Source organism: Sphingomonas sp. QA11, from assembly GCF_028473665.1.
Taxonomy (GTDB): Bacteria; Pseudomonadota; Alphaproteobacteria; order Sphingomonadales; family Sphingomonadaceae; genus Sphingomonas; species Sphingomonas phytovorans.
The window spans coordinates 4,338,662-4,356,985 of sequence record NZ_CP098774.1 but is presented as its reverse complement, the minus strand read 5'-3'; the positions used below and the strand labels follow the sequence as shown (position 1 = coordinate 4,356,985).

Genomic DNA, 18,324 nt, shown 5'->3' with positions numbered 1-18,324 from the left:
GGGCTTGTCCCGGCATCCATGGTTCCGCTAGCGCCGCAGTCGCATGTGTGCGGAGCGATGGACCCTGTAACAAGTCCGGGGTGACGGGAGGGGGCTCGATCCGATCGCGCGAGCCGTGGCTTGATCGCGACCGTCTCGAACGAATCGTCGGCCATCATGCCTTCCCCCGCTCGCCCGCTCAGCCTAACAGGGCCTTATGTGGCAGCTTTATCAATTCCCCCTGTGCCCCTTCTCGCGGAAAGTCCGCCTTTTGCTCGGTGAAAAGGGCGTAGGCTACGACCTTGTGCGCGAGAACCCGTGGGACCGTCGCGACGAATTCCTCGACATGAACCCCGCCGGCCAGGTGCCGGTGATGGCCGATCCCAGGCGCAACATCCTCCTGATGGATTCGATGGCGATCTGCGAATATCTCGAGGAAACGGTCGACAAAGCGGCGATGATCAACGGCACCGCGGTCAACCGCGCCGAGATCCGCCGGCTGGTCGCCTGGTTCGACACGCAATTCTTCCAGGACGTGACCGCTCCACTGCTCGGCGAGCGGATGATGAAGCGGATCGTGACCCGGGATTCGCCCGATGCCAAGGTGCTGCGCGAGGCGATGAAGGCGGCCGAGCGCCATCTCGACTATACCGACTATCTGCTCGACCATCACAACTGGATGGCCGGTGCGACGATGAGCCTGGCCGATCTCGCCGCCGCGGCGCAGATCTCGGTCGCCGACTATCTCGGCGGGATCGACTGGAAGGGCCATGAGCAGACCGCGCGCTGGTATCGCGGCTTCAAGAGCCGACCCAGCTTCCGGCCATTGCTGTCCGAACGAATGACAGGGATCACGCCGCCCAAGGAATATGACGATGTGGATTTCGACTTCTGATGCACAAGGTTCCTGATCCAGCCGCGGACATTGCCGCGCAGATCGGCTTTGACGACTTCCTCGCGGTCGACATCCGTGTCGGCACGATAGTGGAGGCGCTGCCTTTTCCCGAGGCGCGGAAGCCCGCTTACAAGCTGACGATCGATTTCGGGCCGGTCCTTGGCGTGAAGCGGTCCTCGGCGCAGATCACCGAGCATTATACGCTTGAGGAACTGCCCGGCCGACAGGTCGCAGCGGTGGTGAACTTCCCCCCGCGCCAGATCGGGCCGATGATGTCCGAAGTGCTGACGCTCGGCTTCCCTGATGCCGAGGGCCGGGTCGTTCTGATCGGCCCGAGCGTTACCGTCCCCAATGGCGGCAGACTCTTCTAGGCAGCGGATTCGCATCGGGACGGCGGGCTGGTCGCTGTACAAGCCATCGGCCGACCGCTTCCCTGACGAAGGTAGCCATCTTGAGCGCTATGCGGCGACGTTCGACGCGGTCGAGATCAACTCCAGCTTCTACCGCCCGCACAAGCCCGAGACTTATGCACGCTGGGCGGCGAGTGTCCCGGTGGATTTCCGCTTTGCGGTCAAACTGCCCGGGACGATCACGCACGAGCACCGGCTGGTCGACTGCGAGAAGTTGGTGAAGCGTTTCGCCGGGGAGGTCGGACACCTCGAGAAGAAACGCGGGCCGACCCTGGTTCAGTTGCCGCCCAGTCTCGTCTTCGATCCGCCGCGCGCCGACCGGTTCTTCGGCCTCGCCCGTGAAATACTGGGGGGCATGACGGTGTGCGAGCCGCGCCATGCCTCCTGGTTCGTGCCCGAGGCGGATGCATTGCTTGCGAAGCATCGGGTGGCACGCGTTGCCGCCGATCCCGCGCCTGTGCCGGGTGCCGCAGAGCCGGGCGGGTGGCACGGCCTGCGGTACGCCCGCCTCCATGGATCACCGCGTATCTACTGGTCGCACTATGATGCGGTGGCGATCGGACGGCATGCCGGCGCGGCGCGTGCAGCGGACGTCGAGAGCTGGACGATCTACGACAATACCGCGTCGGGCGCTGCGCTCGGCAACGCGCTGGAGATGCTGGATCGCGTCAACGCGATCCGCAACTGACCGGGATCAGCCGTCCAGGCTTCGGGTCGCCTGTTCGAACATGTCCTTCGACAAGCCCGGCGTCGCCACGATCCGCTGGAGCTCGGCGCGCATCAGGCTGCCGCGGGCTTCGTCGAAGCGGCGCCAGCGACCGAGCGGCGGGATCAGTTTCGCCGCTGTCTGCGGGTTGAGCTTGTCGAGCGCGATGAGCTGGTCTGCGACGAAACGATAGCCCTCGCCGGAGGCTGCATTGAACGCCCGCTGGTTGACGCTGAACGCGCCCACCAGCGATCGTGCGCGGTTCGGGTTGGCCAGGGTGAAGTCGCGATGCCGTGCCAGCTCGCTGACGGTGGCGAGCGTATCGTCGCGCGACGACAGCGCCTGGGTCGAGAACCATTTGTCGAGGACCAGGCCGTTGTCCGAATAGCGGTTGTAGAAGATGTCGAGCGCGGCGATCCGCCGATCCGAATTGCCGTTGACCAGCGTGGTGAGCGCGCCCTGGCGGTCGGTCATGTTATCGGCTGTCTCGAACTGGGCGAAGGCAAGTGCTGCCGCTTCGTCGCCGCCATTCGCCGCGATATAGCCGAGCGCGACGGTACGCAGCCGGCGCAGTCCCTTTGCCAGCGGCGAATATTCGAAATGCGCGGCCCGGGCGCCTTCATATTCGGCACGCCATTTCGCTTCCAGCGTGCGCCCGATATCCCGCCGCAGCGCTTCGCGCGCAGCGTAGATCGCTTCCGGATCGACCATCTTCATCTGGTCGCCGACGAAGCTTTCCGACGGCAGCAATACCGCCTCCGCCACGAAAGCGCGGTCGAGATGAGGGTTGTCGAGCGTATTGGCGATGGCGGCGATCACTGGCGCATGGTCGGCGCGGCCAAGGCTGACCGCGCCGACCAGCGTGTCGAGCATCAGCTGCTGCATCGCCTCGTACCGGGCGAAGGGATCGTCGTCATGCGCCGACAGGAAGGCGAGATCGGCCGCCGAACGATCGGTCTCGATCACGACAGGCGCGGTGAAGCTGCGGTTGATCGAGAGGACGGGACGCTCGGTGACTGTCTCGAAGCTGATCCGCGCCTCGGCATCGGTCAGCAGGATCAGTTGTTCCGGGCCGATCGGGCTGGCGCTCTCCGCCCCGAACAGCTTCAGCTTGAGCGGCAGGACCATCGGCAGTTTTTCGGGCTGGCCGGGTGTAGGCAGGATGCGTTGCGACAGGGTCAGGGTGGCGCTACCGCTGCTGGCCTCATGCGCCAGCGAGGCGGTGACGCGCGGCGTGCCGGCCTGGCTGTACCAGCGGCGGAACTGGGTGAGCTCGATCCCGCCCGCTTCCTCCATGCAGGCGACGAAATCCTCGCAGGTTGCCGCCGTGCCGTCGAACCGCTCGAAATACAGGTCGGTGGCGGCGCGGAAACGCTCTGCCCCGAGCATCGTCGCCATCATGCGGATGACCTCGGCGCCCTTGTTGTAGATCGTCGCGGTGTAGAAGTTCGAGATTTCGAGATATTCGTCCGGGCGGATGGGGTGGGCGAGCGGGCCGGCATCTTCCGGGAACTGGGCGGCACGCAGCCCACGCACGTCCTCGATCCGCTTGACCGCCGCGGAGCCCTGGTCGGCGGAGAAGCTCTGGTCGCGAAAGACGGTGAAACCTTCCTTCAGCGAAAGCTGGAACCAGTCGCGGCAGGTGACCCGGTTGCCCGACCAGTTGTGGAAATATTCATGCGCCACCACCGCAGCGATCGCGTCGAAATCATAATCGGTCGCTGTGTCGGGATCGGCCAGGATGTAGCGCGAGTTGAAGATGTTGAGGCCCTTGTTCTCCATCGCGCCGAAGTTGAAATCGTCGACAGCGACGATGTTGAACACGTCGAGATCATATTCGCGGCCATAGACTCGCTCGTCCCAGGCCATGCTGGTCTTGAGCGCTTCGAGGGCATGGCCGGTCTTGACGACGTCGGCGGCGCGGACCCAGATGCCGAGCGCGACCTCGCGGCCCGATCCGGTGACGAAGGTGCCGCGGTTGGCGACGAGGTCGCCAGCGACCATCGCGAAGAGATAGCAGGGCTTGGGAAAGGGATCGTGCCACTCCGCCCAGTGGCGCCCTTCGCCCAGATCGCCCTCGCCGACCGGGTCGCCATTGGCGAGGAGCACGGGGAAGCGCGCCTTGTCCGCCGTCATGCGCACCTTGTAGCGGCTGAGCACGTCGGGCCGGTCGGGGAAGAAGGTGATCCGGCGGAAACCCTCCGCCTCGCACTGCGTGCAGAGATTGCCGCCGGACGCGTAGAGACCCATCAGCTGGGTGTTGCGATCGGGCGTGATCTCAACCTCGGTCTCGATCACATGGGCTGATCCGGTGAGTGGGATGACGAGCGCATCGTCCTCCAGCGACCAGTCGTTGATCGCCGCGCCGTCGACCTTCACCGAAAGCGGGGTCTGGCCGCCGCCGTCGAGACGAAGCGATGAATCATGCGCGCCGTTGCGGATGATGTGCAGCACCGCCCGGACTCGTGTCGCCTCCGGCGCCAGGTCGAAATCGAGCGTGATCTCCGGGACAAGCCAGTCGGGCGCCTCATAGTCTTCGCGACGCGTGACATGGGGCTGGGCGGTGGCGGTCTGGACGTCGAGCATGTCGATGGATGTAGGGTGGAGATTCCCCTCGTGCCACCGAAATCGCCGCCCCGGTCGCCGCACTTGCGCGCGCGCGCGGCGATGCTACGCCGTCCGCCATGATCCGGATTGCACAAGGAAAAGGCATGTTTCGTTCGGTTGGCGCGATCGCGCTGATGAGTTTCGCGGGCGCTGCGCTGGCCCAGACGGCCCCAGCCCCGACCCCGGCCCCAACCGCGCCGGTGGTGAAGGATATGAAGGCCATCAACGATCTCGTCAACGCGGTGCTGCCGGACGATCAGGCGGCGATGAAGGCGCATGTCATGTTCCTCGCCTCGGATGCGATGCGCGGGCGCGAGGCTGGCAGCCCCGAATATGACATCGCGGCCGAATATGTCGCGGCGCAATTCTATGCGGCCGGCCTGCGCCCGGCGGGCGATGATGGCAGCTATCTGCAGAAGGTGCCGCTGGTCACCTATCGCGCCGGCGACAAGGGTGATCTCGTGGTGACCCGCGATGGCGCGCTGCCGCAGCGCCTGGTCTTCGGGGAAGATTATGTCCCCGGTGCCCATGCCGGCGCCGCCTCGACGGTCATCGACGCGCCGGTGGTGTTCGTTGGTTTCGGCATCGTCGCGCCGCAATACAAGCGTGACGACTATGCCGGGGTCGACGTGAAGGGGAAGATCGTCGCCTATCTCGGCGGCGCGCCGTCGAGCTTCCAGAGCGAGGAGCGCGCGCATTTCTCGGGCGGTACGACCAAGGCGATCTACGCCCAGTCGCGCGGCGCCGTCGGCACGATCCTCATCCAGCCGCGCCCGCTCGGCAACGCGGTGCAAGGCTGGGATCGCCCGCGCGTGACCTGGGCCCGGCCAGACGGTACCGGCGATTCTCCGGGTGCGCCACAGCTGGCGACGATCAGCGATATCGGTGCGGCCAAGCTGTTCGCCGGGGCGAAGATGCCCTGGGAAAGCGTCCTAAAGCGCGCGACCAATGCCGAAGCGAAGTTCAAGGCGGAGCAGCTGCCCGGCAGCCTGGCGGTCGCGGTCAGGACGACGTTCCGGCAGGGCATGAGCAGCAATGTCGCCGGCATGATCCCCGGGAGCGATCCGAAGCTCGGGTCGGACGTCGTGGTGCTGTCGGCCCATCTCGACCATCTCGGCGTGCGCCCCGACATGAAAGGCGACAATATCTACAATGGGGCGGAGGACAATGCGGTCGGCATCGCCTCGCTGATCGAGGAGGCCAGGCGCTTCAAGGCGAGCGGCAAGCCACCGCGCCGTAGCGTGATGTTCCTGGCGGTCACCGGCGAGGAGAAGGGGCTGGTCGGTTCCGACTATTTCTCGAAACATCCGACCGTGCCGATCAACCGGATCGTCGCCGATGTGAATCTCGACATGCCGATCCTGAGCTACCGGTTCGAGGACATGACGGTGTTTGGCGCCGACCGTTCGACGCTCGGGCCGATCGTCAGCAAGGCGGTCGCGACGCTCGGGGTGACCATGTCGCCCGATCCCGATCCGGCGCAGGGCATCTTCGTCCGTTCGGACCATTATCGCTTCGTCCAGCAGGGCGTGCCATCGGTGTTCTTGTGGCCGGGCCAGGCCGGGCCCGGCAAGGCCGCGACGGCTGAGTTCTTCGCCAAGCGCTATCACCAGCCCTCGGACGATTTGTCGCAGCCGATCGACTGGAGCCAGGGCATCCGTTTCGTCGATGCGAACTATGCCATCGCGCGGGAGATTGCCGATGGCGACGCGCGGCCGCGCTGGAACAAGGGCGATTTCTTCGGCCTGCTCTACAATGGGTACGGCGCGAAATAGCCGATCTACTCGTCTTGGGCCTGGGCTATTCGGCCCGGGCGCTGGCGTCCCGGCTGCGGGGCGAGGGCTGGCGGGTGGCCGGCACCAGCCGCGACGGCAGGCCCGGCACGATCGCATTCGGCGACCGGGCCGCCGTGACGGCCGCGATCGCAGGGGCGACCCACATTCTCTCTTCGGTGCCGCCCGAGGGGGAGGTCGACCCGGTATTGGCGACATACGGACCGGCGCTCGCGGCCGCTGGCGCATGGTGCGGCTATCTTTCCTCGACAGGTGTCTATGGCAACGCCGGAGGGGCATGGGTTGACGAGAGCGCCCCGACCGGCGGCGGACGACGGCGCGCACGGGCAGAGGCCGATGCTGCGTGGCTGGCGATGGGCGCGCGGGTGTTTCGCCTGCCGGGCATCTACGGCCCGGGCCGGTCGCCCCTCGACCGGATCGCGCAAGGGCGCGCCCATCGCATCGACCTGCCGGGGCAGGTGTTCAGCCGGATCCATGTCGATGATCTTGTATCGGGCGTGATCGCCGGGTTCGACGCGCCGGCCGGGGCGTACAACCTCTCGGACGATCTGCCGGCCTGCCAGAATGCGGTGATGGCGTGCGCCGCGCGCCTGCTCGGCCGCGATCCGCCGCCCTTCGTTCCGCTTGAGACGTTGTCGCCGGCGGCGCGCGCCTTCTACGACGAGAATCGACGGATTGCGAACGGCAAGGCGAAGCGGGTGCTCGGCTGGCGGCCCTTTTATCCGGATTACCGGGCCGGCCTGCGTGCCCTCAGCGCGATGACCAGCCCGACGCCAGTCAACGCAGCGCCGGCACCGGCAAGCAACGACCAGCGATAACCTTCGAAGATGGTCGACAGCAGCATCGCGATCACCGGGATGATCACGCTGGAATAGGCTGCCTTGGCCGGGCCGATGATGCGCAGCACCCCGAAATAGAGGGTGAACGCCAGCGCCGAGGCGATCACGCCAAGATAGAGCAGGCCGAGTATATAGCCGAGCCGAAGCTCGATCATTGGCGGGCCGGCAATCGTCCAGGCGATCGTCGCGTCCATCGCCGCGCCGAGCAGCATGGCGATGCCGAGCGTCGGCGCCATCGGATAGCGACGCGCTGTCTGGGTTCCCTGCAGGACGTTGGCGGTCGAGGCGGACAATACCGCGAGCAAGGTGACGCCGACCCCGGCGAGCGCTGCCTGGGGGCCATGCGGATCGGAGCGCGCCTCATGGACGAACAGCAGCGCGACACCCGCCATCGCCACCACCGATCCGACGATTAGCTGCCCGCCAAGCTTCTGGCCCAGGAAGATGCGGCCGAAGATCGCATTGGGGACGAGCAGCAGCGCGAACACCACCGCGACGAGGCCTGACGTGATGTAGGTCTCAGCCCGATAGACGAAGTTGAAGTTGAGGCAGAACTGGGTGAACGCCAGAGCGAGCACGAACAGCCAGCCGCGCCTGTCGAGCGTGACTGTCTCGCGTTTCCACGCGGCATAAGCGAGCATGGTGAGCCCGCCGATCGTGAAGCGATAGGCGACCGACCAGTTGAGCGGCACAACGCCGAGCTGGCCGGTGATGACGATCCAGGTCGATCCCCAGATCAGGGTGACGATGCCGAACGGGATCAGCACCGCAAGGCGCGTCGATGGCGGTGCGGGCTGGTCGGACATCAGCCTTCGCCCTAGCGCCGGGCGGCGCGGGACGGGACGGGCGATTTCCTTGTCGGATGATAAGCTGAGCCTATCAAAGCGCCGCGATCGCGTCGGCGAGGGGGCGGATATCCTCCTCGCGCTGGTTCCACGAGATCACCAGTCGCGCCTCGCCAGGCCCCCAGTCGTAGAAGTCGAAACCGAGCGCGCGCAGGCTTGCTGCCTCTTGGGGCGAGACGCGGAGGAACACCTCGTTCGCCTCGACCGGATTGACCAGCCGATCCCCCGCCGCGCTGGCGAGAAGCGTCGCGCCGGCATTGGCGCTGCGGGCATTGTCGAGCCAGCGGTCGTCATCGAGCAGCGCGAGGATCTGCACCGCGAGATAGCGCCCCTTGGACAGCAGCAGCCCGGCGCGCTTGCGCCGATAGAGGGTGGCGGCCACCAGATCGGGCTTGAAGAAGATCAGCGCCTCGGCACTCATCCCGCCATTCTTCACGAAGCCGAAGCTGAGCGCATCGACGCCCGCACGCCATGTCACATCGGCTGGCGAGCAGCCGAGATGCGCGACGGCATTGGCGAAGCGGGCGCCGTCCATGTGGAGCCCAAGGCCTTTCGCCTTCGCCAGGTCGCCGATCGCGGCGACGTCGTCGGGTGAATAGACCAGGCCATATTCGGTAGCGTTGGTGATCGAGATGGCGTGCGGCTGGACCTGGTGCACGTCGTTGCGCGTCGCATCGAGCACCGTCCGGATCGCGGCGGGATCGAGCTTCGCACCCAGCCCTTCCGCCAGCAGCAGCTTGGCGCCATGCGTATAGAATTCGGGTGCGCCGCATTCGTCGTTCTGGATGTGTGCCTCGCGGTGGCAAACGATCGCACCATGGGGCGGGCAGAGCGCTGCGAGCGCTAGGCAATTGGCCGATGTGCCCGACGGCACCCACAACGCGCTGACGTCGGTCTCGAACAGGTCCGAGAACAACCCGTCGAGCTGCTTGCTCCAGGCGTCGCCGTCATAGGCGGTATCGAGGACATTTGCCTCGGCCAGCGCGGCGAGCACGGCCGGATGGACCGGGGCGGCGTTGTCGGAGAAGAAGCGCATGCGATTCGCCTTGCTGCGCGTCGCGGCGAACGTCAACTCGCCTTATTGCTCGTCGCCGGCCGGGACGCGTGGCGGGGCGCGGTCGTCACGGCGGGGCCGGGGATCGGGCCGCGGATCCGGGCTTTCGCGGTTCGAACGGTTGATCTCGATGCTGCCGTCCCGGCCGATATGGAGGTTGAGGCCAAGTCCCTGCAGGTCGCCCTCGACGGGAAGGCTGACCGCGTCGGGGTCGATCATGTTCTCCGCATCCGGGTCGACCTCCACCGCTGCCGGCTCAGCCGCGTGAGCGGGACCGACATTCAGTGCCTGTTGCATGAAGTCGCGCCACACTCGCGCGGGAATGCCGCCGCCCGACAGGCCCGGATTGGGGGTGTTGTCGTCATTGCCGACCCATACGCCGGTGACGAGCCCGCCGGCAAAGCCGAGGAACAGCGCGTCGCGATTGTCCTGAGTCGTGCCGGTCTTGCCATAGGTGTCGACCGACAGGGCCGCCTGGCGCCCCGTGCCTGATTCGGCCGAGGCGGAGAGCAGGTCGAGCATGTCGTCGCGGATCCGGCCGGTCAGCGGGCGGGAGCGCGTGGTCAGCGCCGCATACCAGCTCTGGTCACGCACTTCCTCCAGCCCGCGGGCGGCGACCGGATAGGATTCGGCTGCCACCGCCGCATAGGCGGACGTCAGCTCGAGCAGCGACATGCTCGACGTGCCGAGCGCGATCGTCGCCTCGCTCGGGATCGGTGTGGTGATGCCGAGATCGCGCGCTGCCTTGATGACATTGGCCACGCCGACCTTCTGGATCAGCCGGGCCGCGGCGACGTTGCTCGACCGGGCAAATGCCTGGCGCAGGGTGATCTCGCCGAGATAGCGGCCATCGGCGTTCTTCGGCGACCAGTCGGCAATGGTGATCGGCGAATCGTCGATCATCGAATCCGGGGTCATGCCGCTGCGCAGCGCCGCGAGATAGACGAACAGCTTGAAGGCCGATCCTGGCTGGCGCCGGGCCTGGGTGGCGCGATTGAACGGGCTGTCGGCATAGGATTTGCCGCCGACCATCGCGACGACTCGGCCGTCGGGGCGCATCGCGACCAGAGCGATCTGCGCTTGGCGGAGGCCAGCCCGCCTCACCGCGCGTTCGGCGGCGTTCTGCAGGCGGCGGTCGAGCGTGGTCTTGACCGTCGTCTCGGTGGCGATTTCGCCCGCGCGGTCTCGCGCTTCGGGCAGGACCCAGTCAGCGAAATAGGTGCCGTCGGGCAGCGACTTGATCCGGTCCACGGCGAGGCGCGCGGGACTGACATCCTCTGCCGTGCCCTTGTCGATGAAGCCGGCGGCGGCCATCGCGCCGACCACCAGCTTCTGCCGGTCGCGCGCGCCCTTCAGGTTGACGGTCGGCGCAAGCTTTGACGGCGCCTTGACCAGACCTGCCAGCATCGCCGCCTGGCCGATCGACAGTTCCTCGGGGTCGCGGTTGAAATAATGCTTCGCCGCGGCGCGCAGGCCATAGACATTGTCGCCGAAATAAACGTTCGACAGGTAGCGGGACAGGATCTCGTCCTTGGACAGCCATGCCTCGAGCCAGAAGGCGATCATCACCTCGCGCACCTTGCGCGCGGCGGTCCGGTCCGAATCGAGAAAGGCGTTCTTGGCGAGTTGCTGCGTGATGGTGCTGCCGCCCTCGCGCACCCGGCCCCGGCTCATATTGTGGAAGAAGGCGCGGATGATTCCCTTCGGATCAATGCCCCAGTGCGAGCGGAACCGCCGGTCCTCGATCGCGAGGAAAGCGTTGGTGACGTTCTTGGGCAGTTTCGCCGCATCGACCGGCGCAGCGATGATCGCGCCGCGTCGCGCGATCGGCGATCCGTCGTCGGCGAGCAGGGTGATGCTGGGTGGGGTCAGCGGCTTGAGCGATTGCGACAGGGGGGCGGTCACCGCGAGCCAGCCGACCGCGATCACGAACAGGATGATGAGGATTCCGATGCCGCGCGTGAGCCAGCCCCAGTAATTGCGCCGTCGCACCACGGGCAGGTTGGTCGTATAGGGTTCGGGCGGCGCGGGCGCGTGGTCGAAGCGGCCTGAAAAGGCCGGCGGCGGCAGGCCCTCGGTCAGGTCCAGGGGAGATTTGCCCTGCGACGTGGCGGGCTCGAAAGGATAAGGACGCATGGCTCCTGTCAGTCCGTCCCCGGTTACGCCGCCCGGAGGTGTATTAGCGTACTATACCAGTTGCCGCAAGCATTTGACATGCCGCCATCCTAGCAGGCGCGGGGTCGCCATGCGAGCGGAGACCGCGAGGCATTGAGGCGATGCCGTGCAGCGTCTATCTGGATATGGTGCAGCACCGCACGTACGAGGACCCCCGATGACTGACAACGCCACCGCCGCTACGCCCCTCGTCGTGGGGATCGGTGGCACGATCGGCGGCACCTCCTCGACCGAGCGGGCGCTGCGCATCGCGCTCGATGCTGCGTGCAAGGAGGGATTCCGCACGCGCATGTTCGGCGGCGCGGACATGGCGCGCCTGCCGCTCTACGATCCGCGCGCGACCTGCCGGACCGAGCAGGAGCGCGAATTCGTCGATACCGTGCGCCAGGCATCGGCGCTGATCATCGCCAGCCCCGGCTATCACGGCAGCATCTCGGGCGTGGTCAAGAACGCACTCGATCTGCTTGAGGAGACGGCGAAGGACGAGCGGCCTTATCTCGCCGACATGCCGGTTGGGCTGATCGCCACGGCCTATGGCTGGCAGGCGACCGGCAGCACGATCGCGGCGCTCAGGTCGATCGTCCACGCGCTACGTGGCTGGCCGACGCCATTCGCCGCGGCGATCAATACCCAGCTCACCAAGTTCGACGATGACGGCGGAAGCAGCGACCCGGCGGTGCATGAACAGCTCTGCCTCGTCGGGCGCCAGGTCGCGCGCTTCGCGCCGATCGGCCAGGATGGTTGAGCAGATCCACTGGCCGAAAGGCTTCGGGCCAACCGAGGCGCCGATCCATGTCGTCAATCGAATCGAAACGGGAACCGCGCCGGAGATCGTGTGGCGGCGGCTGGTCCACGCGGCTGGCTGGCCGGCGATCTATGCCAATGCCAGCGACGTGGCGATCGAGGGCGATGGTGCCGATCTGTTCGCCGGGGCCCGCTTCACCTGGAAGACCTTTGGCGTCGCGTTGAAGAGCGAGGTGAAGGAATTCGAGCCCGAAACGTGCATCGCGTGGCTGGCGAAGGGGATCGGCGTGACGGCCTATCACGCCTGGTTGATCGTACCGGCTGCGAGCGGATGCTCAATCCTGACCGAGGAGACACAGTATGGACCGGTCTCCCGGGTCGGGCGGTTGCTTTTTCCGACGCGAATGGAACGATGGCACCAGAAATGGCTGGAAGCGCTGGCGGCCTGATTTTCCCCTCCCTGACAGGGAGGGGATTAGGGGAGATCACCTCGTCGGAACCGGCTCGTCCCCGGTATAATCGTAGAAGCCCCGGCCGGTCTTGCGGCCATACCAGCCGGCTTCGACATATTTCACCAGTAGCGGGGCGGGACGAAATTTGGGGTCGCCCGTGCCTTCGAACAGTACCCGGGTGATTTCGAGGCAGGTATCGAGACCGATGAAGTCGGCCAGGGTGAGTGGCCCCATCGGGTGGTTGAGGCCGAGCTGGCAGGCAAGGTCGATGTCGGGGATGGTCGCGACACCCTCGCCCAGCGCGAAGCACGCCTCGTTGAGCATCGGCATCAGCACGCGGTTGACGATGAAGCCCGGCGCGTCATTGGCGCGGACCACTTTCTTGCCGAGTGCCTTCGCATAGTCCTCGACTAGCCTGACCGTCTCGTCCGAGGTGGCGAGGCCGCGGATCAGCTCGATCAGGCCCATGACCGGCACTGGATTGAAGAAATGCACGCCGACGAAGCGCTTCGGGTCGGGCGAGGCCTGGGCCAGACGGGTGATCGGGATCGACGAGGTATTGGAGGCGAGCACCGCCTGATGGCCCAGCACCTTGCCGACCTCGGCGAAGATCGAGCGCTTGATCTCCTCGCGCTCGGTCGCCGCCTCGATCACCAGGCCGCAGGACGACATGCCATGGACGCCCTCGATCGGCTCGATCCGGGCCAGCGCTTGGTCGCGCGCGGCGGGATCGATCTTCTCCTTGGCGACGAGCCGGTCGAGCGCCTTGGCGATTCCCGCCTTGCCGGCCTCGGCGCGTTCCTTCGACACGTCGGTGAGCAGCACGTGGAAGCCCGCCTGCGCCGAGACCTGTGCGATCCCCGCGCCCATCTGCCCCGCCCCGATCACGCCTACCGTCTGCATTGCCCTGCTCCGTTGCTCTTCAAAGTCGGGCCGCTCCTATCGACTTGGAAGCCGCTGGGCTAGGATCGCGATTGCAGGTTGAACAGCTGGCTGATTATCTGGCGGGCGACGCCGGTTCGCTGAAGCTGCCTCCCCTCGCTTTAGGGAAGGGGAGAGCTTGTCACGGCGCGTGCCGCGGCGGCTGCGCTTCCGCCAGGATCACCGCGAAGAGGCCTTGTGGATCGGTCCATTCGGCGATGGGGGTCCAGCCGCCCGCGCGGAGCAGGATGCGACCGTCGCGCTGGCCATATTTGTGGCTGTTCTCGGTGTGGATCGTCTCGCCCGCCGCCATGGAGAAACGACGTCCCTCGATGGTGAAGGCGATATCCTCGCGCGCCTCAAGGTGCATTTCGATCCGTGACCGGTCATCGTTCCAGATCGCGCGGTGGCGCAGGGCATCGATCGGGATGGTCCCGTCGAGCTCGCGGTTGACCCGTTCGAGCAGGTTGAGGTTGAACGCGGCGGTCACGCCCTGCGCATCGTCATAGGCTGAGACGAGCACGCGTTCGTCCTTGATCCGGTCCATGCCGATCAGCAGCATCGATCCCTCGCCGAGCGACGCCTTCATCGCACGGAGCAGGTCGACCGAACTATGCGGGATCATGTTGCCGATGGTCGAGCCGGGGAAGAAGCCGAGCTTCGGGAGGCTCGCGACCGAGGCAGGCAAGGCGATGGGGCGGAGAAAATCGGCCTCGACCGGCAGCACCGGCAGCCCGGGAAAGGCAGCCGCGAGGCCAGCCGAGGATTCGCGAAGGAAATCGCCCGAGATGTCGATCGGCACATAGGCGGCCGGTCCAACACTGCGGAGCAGGATCGGCGTCTTGGTCGACGAGCCTGAGCCGAATTCGACGACCGCCCGGCCTTCGCCCGCCAACGTCGCGACCTCTGGGCAGGCATGGCGTAATATCTCGGTCTCGGTCCGGGTGGGGTAATATTCCGGCAGTTCGGTGATCGCCTCGAACAGTTCCGACCCGCGCCGGTCGTAGAACCAGCGGGCGGGAATGGCGCGCGGACGCGTCTCGAAGCCACGCAGCACGTCGGCGCGGAAGGCAGGATCGGCGAGAGTGACGTCGCCGTCCTCGATTTCGGGCTTGAGCATCAGAGATCCTTCGCCAGGCGCACGCCGGTGAACTGCCAGCGCTGGTGGGGATAGAAGAAGTTGCGGTAGCTCGCGCGCGCATGGCCGCGCGGGGTCGCGCAGGAGCCGCCCCGCAGCACGAACTGCCCGCTCATGAACTTGCCATTATATTCGCCGACCGCGCCTTCGGCCGGCCTGAAGCCGGGATAGGGGCGATAGGCGCTGCCGGTCCACTGCCAGACATTGCCGAAAAAGGCCGGGCCGTCAGCTGCGGGACGCGGTTCGACCGGGCCGGCCGTGTCGAGCTGGTTGCCGCCATCCGGGTCGTGCGCGGCGGCGGCGGCTTCCCATTCGAACTCGGTCGGCAGGCGCACGCCGGCCCAGCTCGCATAGGCATCCGCTTCATAGAAGCTGACATGAGTGACGGGCGCGGCAGGGTCGATCGGACGGCGGCCGTCAAGACCGAAGCGAGTCCACGCGCCATTCTGCTTTTCCCAGTAAAGCGGTGCGACGATCCCCTGCGACTTCACCCAGGCCCAACCGTCTGACAGCCAGTGGCGCGGATCGGCATAGGCGCCATCGGCGATGAACGCCGCCCATTCGCCATTGGTGATGGTGCGGTCGGCGATGGCATGCGGGGCAAGCAGGGTCGCGTGGCGCGGGCCTTCGCAGTCGAAGGCAAAACCATTCCCCTCATGGCCGATCTCGGCGATGCTGGCCTCGCCTTCGATCCAGCCGATCGGCCCCGGCATCGCGACGGGCACCTTGCGCTCGGCCGGCCAGATCGCCGGTTCGAGCGGGTTCAGGGACATGAGGTGGAGGATGTCGGTGATCAGCAGTTCCTGATGCTGCTCCTCATGATGACAGCCGAGCGCGACCAGTTCGATCGCCGCATCGGGCAGGTGGGGCAGGGCGGCACGGATCCCGTCATTAACATGGGCGCGATAGGCAAGCACCTCGGCCAGGCTGGGCCGGGTCACGATGCCGCGCCGCGCCCGGCTGTGGCGCTGTCCCTCTGCCTCGTAATAGCTGTTGAACAGGAAGGGGAAGCGGTCGTCGTGGAGTGCGTAACCTGCCACGAAATCGCGCAGGATGAAGGTCTCGAGGAACCAGGTGGTGTGCGCCAGATGCCATTTGGCGGGTGACGCATCCTCCATCGACTGGACGGTGGCATCAGCGTCGGAAAGCGGCGCGACCAGTGCTTCGGTCAGCGCGCGAACGGTCGCGAAGCGCGTCGCGAGCAGGTCCGTTCCGGGATGAGGGTCCGATTTTGTTCGCATTCTGTTCCCTTTTCCAGAACGCGCCGGCCAAAGTCAAGCCAAGCTACGGTCCCTTCAGGTCCCGGGACGCACCCGGAATCCACAGAACGTCGCCACCCGCGTCTTTGTTCACGCGCCTCGCGGCGACGAACAGATAGTCCGAGAGGCGATTGAGATAGGAGAGGGCGAGCGGATTCAAAGGGGTGACCTGCGCGGCCGCGGCCGCCGTGCGTTCGGCGCGGCGGGTAATGGCCCGGGCGAGGTGAAGGGCGGCGGCGCCAGAAGTGCCGGCGGGAAGGATGAAGCTGGTGAGGGGCGTCAGATCGGCGTTCATCGCGTCGATTTCGTTCTCGAGTCGTACAACCTGTGCGGCGACGATGCGCAGCGTCATGTCGGACGGCGCAAAATCCTCGCCGGGCGTGGCCAGGTCGGCGCCGAGATCGAACAGGTCGTTCTGGATTCGCGTCAGCGCGCTGGCAGATCTGCCGGGCCCGAACGCTGCGATCGCCACGCCGATCGCGCTGTTCGCCTCGTCGACATCGCCGATCGCGGCCATGCGCGGATCGTTCTTGGCGACGCGCGATCCGTCGACCAGGCCGGTGGTGCCGTTGTCGCCGGTACGCGTATAGATCTTGTTGAGCTTGACCATGGCCGGACCGACCCGAGGGTCAGTTCTTGCCGGCGAGGAACAGGATCAGCACGACGATCACGATGGCGATCGCCTGGAAGAAGATGCGGTACTGCATCATCTTGTTGGACTTCAATGCCGAGGCGGTCGGGCCGCCGCCCTCGCCCTTCACCTCGTTGCTCGCGTTGAGCAGGAAAACCGCGAGGCCGCGGACCAGCATGGCGACGGTCGCGAGCATCGCCGCGATCAGGAGGATGAAGAGGAAGGTGTTCATGCCAGGTATTTAAACCTCCGACAGCCGAAAGCCAATGGGCAGGTGCCCCGCGCGCAGGTCGTCGGCAAGGGCGCGTCCGTCGATACCGGCCTCCCGCATCGCCTGCAGCGTCGGTGCCTTATTGCGTTTCGCCAGCCGCTCGCCCGTTTCGTCGGCGAGCAGCGCGTGGTGACGATAGACCGGCGTCGGCAGGCCGAGCAGCGCCTGGAGCAACCGGTGGACATGAGTCGCGGCGAACAGGTCGCGGCCGCGCACGACATGAGTGACGCCCTGCGCGGCATCGTCGACTGTCACGGCGAGATGATAGCTGGCGGGCGCATCCTTGCGGGCCAGGATGACGTCGCCATGCATCTCGGGCGTCGCGACGACATCGCCGACGATGTCGTCATGCCATATCAATTTGCCGTCATGGCGGAGTTGTTCCGGCATCTCCTCCGCAGCGGGGGAGAGAAGATCGAGCGCACGCGCCATATCCAGTCGCCACGCATGCTGCTCGCCCGCCAGCCGCCGGTCTCGCAGGTCGGGAGCAAGGTGTCGGCAGGTGCCGGGATAGAGAGGTCGGGCATCGCCATGCGGCGCTGAGAGGCTGGCGGCGATCTCGGCGCGGGTGCAGAAACAGGGGTAGAGCAGGCCAAGCGCCTTCAACCGATCGATCGCCCGGGCATAGAGTCCAAGCCGTTCGGCCTGGAACAAGACCGGTCCGTCCCATTCGAGCCCGAGCCAGGCGAGGTCGCGAAGGATCGCCTCGACGAAGTCGGGGCGGCTGCGGGTGCCGTCGATATCCTCGATGCGCAGGAGGAAGCGCCCGCCTATCTCTTTCGCGCGGTCGTGCGAGAGGATTGCCGACCAGGCGTGGCCGATATGCAACAGTCCCGTAGGGCTGGGCGCGAACCGGGTGATCACCTCGTTCAAACCGGCTCTTGACCGCGAGTCGCGCGCTGTGCTGTCATCACGGCGTCATCCTAGTCGGCGATTGCCGCGCCAGGAAGCAAAGGGGGTCGTTCGCGTGTACCATCCCGATCTGATCCGCCATCCGGACAGCTGCCCGGCCCTTGTGTTGAACGCCGACTATACGCCGCTCAGCTATTATCCGCTCAGTGTCTGGCCTTGGCAAACGGCGATCAAGGCAGTGTTCCTCGACCGGGTCGACATCGTCGCCGAATATGAGCGCGAGGTGCGCAGCCCCAATCACCGGGTGAAGCTGCCCTCGGTGATCGCGCTGAAATCCTATGTGCGGCCAAGCGCCTTCCCCGCCTTCACCCGGTTCAACCTGTTCCTGCGCGACAAGTTCGAATGCCAATATTGCGGATCGGGGCATGACCTGACCTTCGATCACGTCGTGCCGCGCGCGCAGGGCGGGCGCACGACCTGGGAAAATGTCGTCACCGCTTGCGCGCCATGCAACCTGAAAAAGGGTGGGCGGACGCCGAAACAGGCGGGCATGCCGCTGCATATCGGCGCGATCCGGCCGACGAACTGGCATCTGCAGGAACATGGCCGGCGGTTTCCGCCCAATTACCTGCACGATACCTGGCATGACTGGCTCTACTGGGACGTCGAGCTGGAGGCCTGAGGGAATTTCCCTCTTCCGGCGGGAGGGGGATCTGAAATTCGCGTCGATCGTCGGTTGACCGGAACGATACT

At 66.2% G+C, this 18,324-nt stretch carries 18 protein-coding genes; 8 read left to right on the top strand and 10 right to left on the bottom strand.

Annotated elements, in window-relative coordinates:
- Positions 1-196: 196 nt before the first annotated feature.
- The 3 genes from NDN01_RS20050 to NDN01_RS20040 are packed head-to-tail and all read left to right on the top strand — an operon-like array spanning position 197 to position 1,972.
- On the top strand, positions 197-874 hold the full coding sequence (locus NDN01_RS20050) for a glutathione S-transferase family protein (RefSeq protein WP_272623606.1): 678 nt from the start codon (positions 197-199) through the stop codon (positions 872-874).
- Complete coding sequence (locus NDN01_RS20045; RefSeq protein WP_272623605.1) at positions 874-1,245, top strand: tRNA-binding protein; 372 nt, start codon at positions 874-876, stop codon at positions 1,243-1,245. Before NDN01_RS20050 ends, NDN01_RS20045 begins: the two co-directional genes overlap by 1 nt.
- A complete protein-coding gene (locus NDN01_RS20040) occupies positions 1,226-1,972 on the top strand; it encodes a DUF72 domain-containing protein (protein WP_272623604.1) in 747 nt (248 codons plus the stop codon). Before NDN01_RS20045 ends, NDN01_RS20040 begins: the two co-directional genes overlap by 20 nt.
- A gap of 6 nt (positions 1,973-1,978) precedes the next feature.
- Here the strand turns inward: NDN01_RS20040 and pepN are convergent, their stop codons facing one another.
- The gene (pepN, locus tag NDN01_RS20035) at positions 1,979-4,576 is read right to left on the bottom strand and encodes an aminopeptidase N (protein WP_272623603.1); all 2,598 of its coding nucleotides are present in this window, start codon (positions 4,574-4,576) and stop codon (positions 1,979-1,981) included.
- A gap of 125 nt (positions 4,577-4,701) precedes the next feature.
- Here pepN and NDN01_RS20030 point away from each other — a divergent pair, with 125 nt between their 5' ends.
- Positions 4,702-6,372, top strand: coding sequence for a M28 family metallopeptidase (locus NDN01_RS20030; RefSeq protein WP_443025150.1), 1,671 nt, complete (start codon positions 4,702-4,704; stop codon positions 6,370-6,372).
- Positions 6,373-6,386: 14 nt separating this feature from the next.
- Positions 6,387-7,208, top strand: a complete 822-nt coding sequence (locus NDN01_RS20025; RefSeq protein ID WP_443025149.1) for an NAD(P)-dependent oxidoreductase — start codon at positions 6,387-6,389, stop codon at positions 7,206-7,208.
- Here the strand turns inward: NDN01_RS20025 and NDN01_RS20020 are convergent.
- The 3 genes from NDN01_RS20020 to NDN01_RS20010 form a co-directional block, all read right to left on the bottom strand.
- Positions 7,118-8,035: a DMT family transporter gene (locus NDN01_RS20020; RefSeq protein ID WP_272623602.1), complete on the bottom strand. Its 918-nt coding sequence runs from the start codon at positions 8,033-8,035 to the stop codon at positions 7,118-7,120. The genes NDN01_RS20025 and NDN01_RS20020 overlap by 91 nt on opposite strands.
- A gap of 73 nt (positions 8,036-8,108) precedes the next feature.
- The gene (locus NDN01_RS20015) at positions 8,109-9,110 is read right to left on the bottom strand and encodes a threonine aldolase family protein (RefSeq protein ID WP_272623601.1); all 1,002 of its coding nucleotides are present in this window, start codon (positions 9,108-9,110) and stop codon (positions 8,109-8,111) included.
- 42 nt (positions 9,111-9,152) lie between these two features.
- The gene (locus NDN01_RS20010) at positions 9,153-11,264 is read right to left on the bottom strand and encodes a transglycosylase domain-containing protein (protein WP_272623600.1); all 2,112 of its coding nucleotides are present in this window, start codon (positions 11,262-11,264) and stop codon (positions 9,153-9,155) included.
- Between the two features lie 196 nt (positions 11,265-11,460).
- Here NDN01_RS20010 and NDN01_RS20005 point away from each other — a divergent pair, with 196 nt between their 5' ends.
- Both NDN01_RS20005 and NDN01_RS20000 read left to right on the top strand, forming a co-directional pair.
- Positions 11,461-12,048, top strand: a complete 588-nt coding sequence (locus NDN01_RS20005; RefSeq protein WP_272623599.1) for an NADPH-dependent FMN reductase — start codon at positions 11,461-11,463, stop codon at positions 12,046-12,048.
- Positions 12,041-12,496, top strand: coding sequence for an SRPBCC family protein (locus NDN01_RS20000; protein WP_272623598.1), 456 nt, complete (start codon positions 12,041-12,043; stop codon positions 12,494-12,496). Before NDN01_RS20005 ends, NDN01_RS20000 begins: the two co-directional genes overlap by 8 nt.
- Positions 12,497-12,532: 36 nt before the next feature.
- On the opposite strand, the gene NDN01_RS19995 is transcribed toward NDN01_RS20000, so the two are convergent.
- The 6 genes from NDN01_RS19995 to gluQRS all read right to left on the bottom strand — a co-directional run bounded on the left by NDN01_RS19995 (position 12,533) and on the right by gluQRS (position 17,592).
- The gene (locus NDN01_RS19995) at positions 12,533-13,402 is read right to left on the bottom strand and encodes a 3-hydroxybutyryl-CoA dehydrogenase (RefSeq protein WP_272623597.1); all 870 of its coding nucleotides are present in this window, start codon (positions 13,400-13,402) and stop codon (positions 12,533-12,535) included.
- 160 nt (positions 13,403-13,562) lie between these two features.
- The gene (egtD, locus tag NDN01_RS19990) at positions 13,563-14,540 is read right to left on the bottom strand and encodes an L-histidine N(alpha)-methyltransferase (protein WP_272623596.1); all 978 of its coding nucleotides are present in this window, start codon (positions 14,538-14,540) and stop codon (positions 13,563-13,565) included.
- Positions 14,540-15,799, bottom strand: a complete 1,260-nt coding sequence (egtB, locus tag NDN01_RS19985; RefSeq protein WP_272623595.1) for an ergothioneine biosynthesis protein EgtB — start codon at positions 15,797-15,799, stop codon at positions 14,540-14,542. Before egtB ends, egtD begins: the two co-directional genes overlap by 1 nt.
- 43 nt (positions 15,800-15,842) lie before the next feature.
- Complete coding sequence (locus NDN01_RS19980; RefSeq protein WP_272623594.1) at positions 15,843-16,427, bottom strand: cob(I)yrinic acid a,c-diamide adenosyltransferase; 585 nt, start codon at positions 16,425-16,427, stop codon at positions 15,843-15,845.
- Positions 16,428-16,446: 19 nt separating this feature from the next.
- The gene (locus tag NDN01_RS19975; protein WP_272623593.1) at positions 16,447-16,680 is read right to left on the bottom strand and encodes a twin transmembrane helix small protein; all 234 of its coding nucleotides are present in this window, start codon (positions 16,678-16,680) and stop codon (positions 16,447-16,449) included.
- 9 nt (positions 16,681-16,689) lie between these two features.
- The gene (gene gluQRS / locus NDN01_RS19970; protein ID WP_272623592.1) at positions 16,690-17,592 is read right to left on the bottom strand and encodes a tRNA glutamyl-Q(34) synthetase GluQRS; all 903 of its coding nucleotides are present in this window, start codon (positions 17,590-17,592) and stop codon (positions 16,690-16,692) included.
- A gap of 94 nt (positions 17,593-17,686) precedes the next feature.
- On the opposite strand from gluQRS, the gene NDN01_RS19965 reads away from it, so the two are divergent.
- Complete coding sequence (locus tag NDN01_RS19965; protein WP_272623591.1) at positions 17,687-18,253, top strand: HNH endonuclease; 567 nt, start codon at positions 17,687-17,689, stop codon at positions 18,251-18,253.
- The last annotated feature ends 71 nt before the right edge of the window (positions 18,254-18,324 follow it).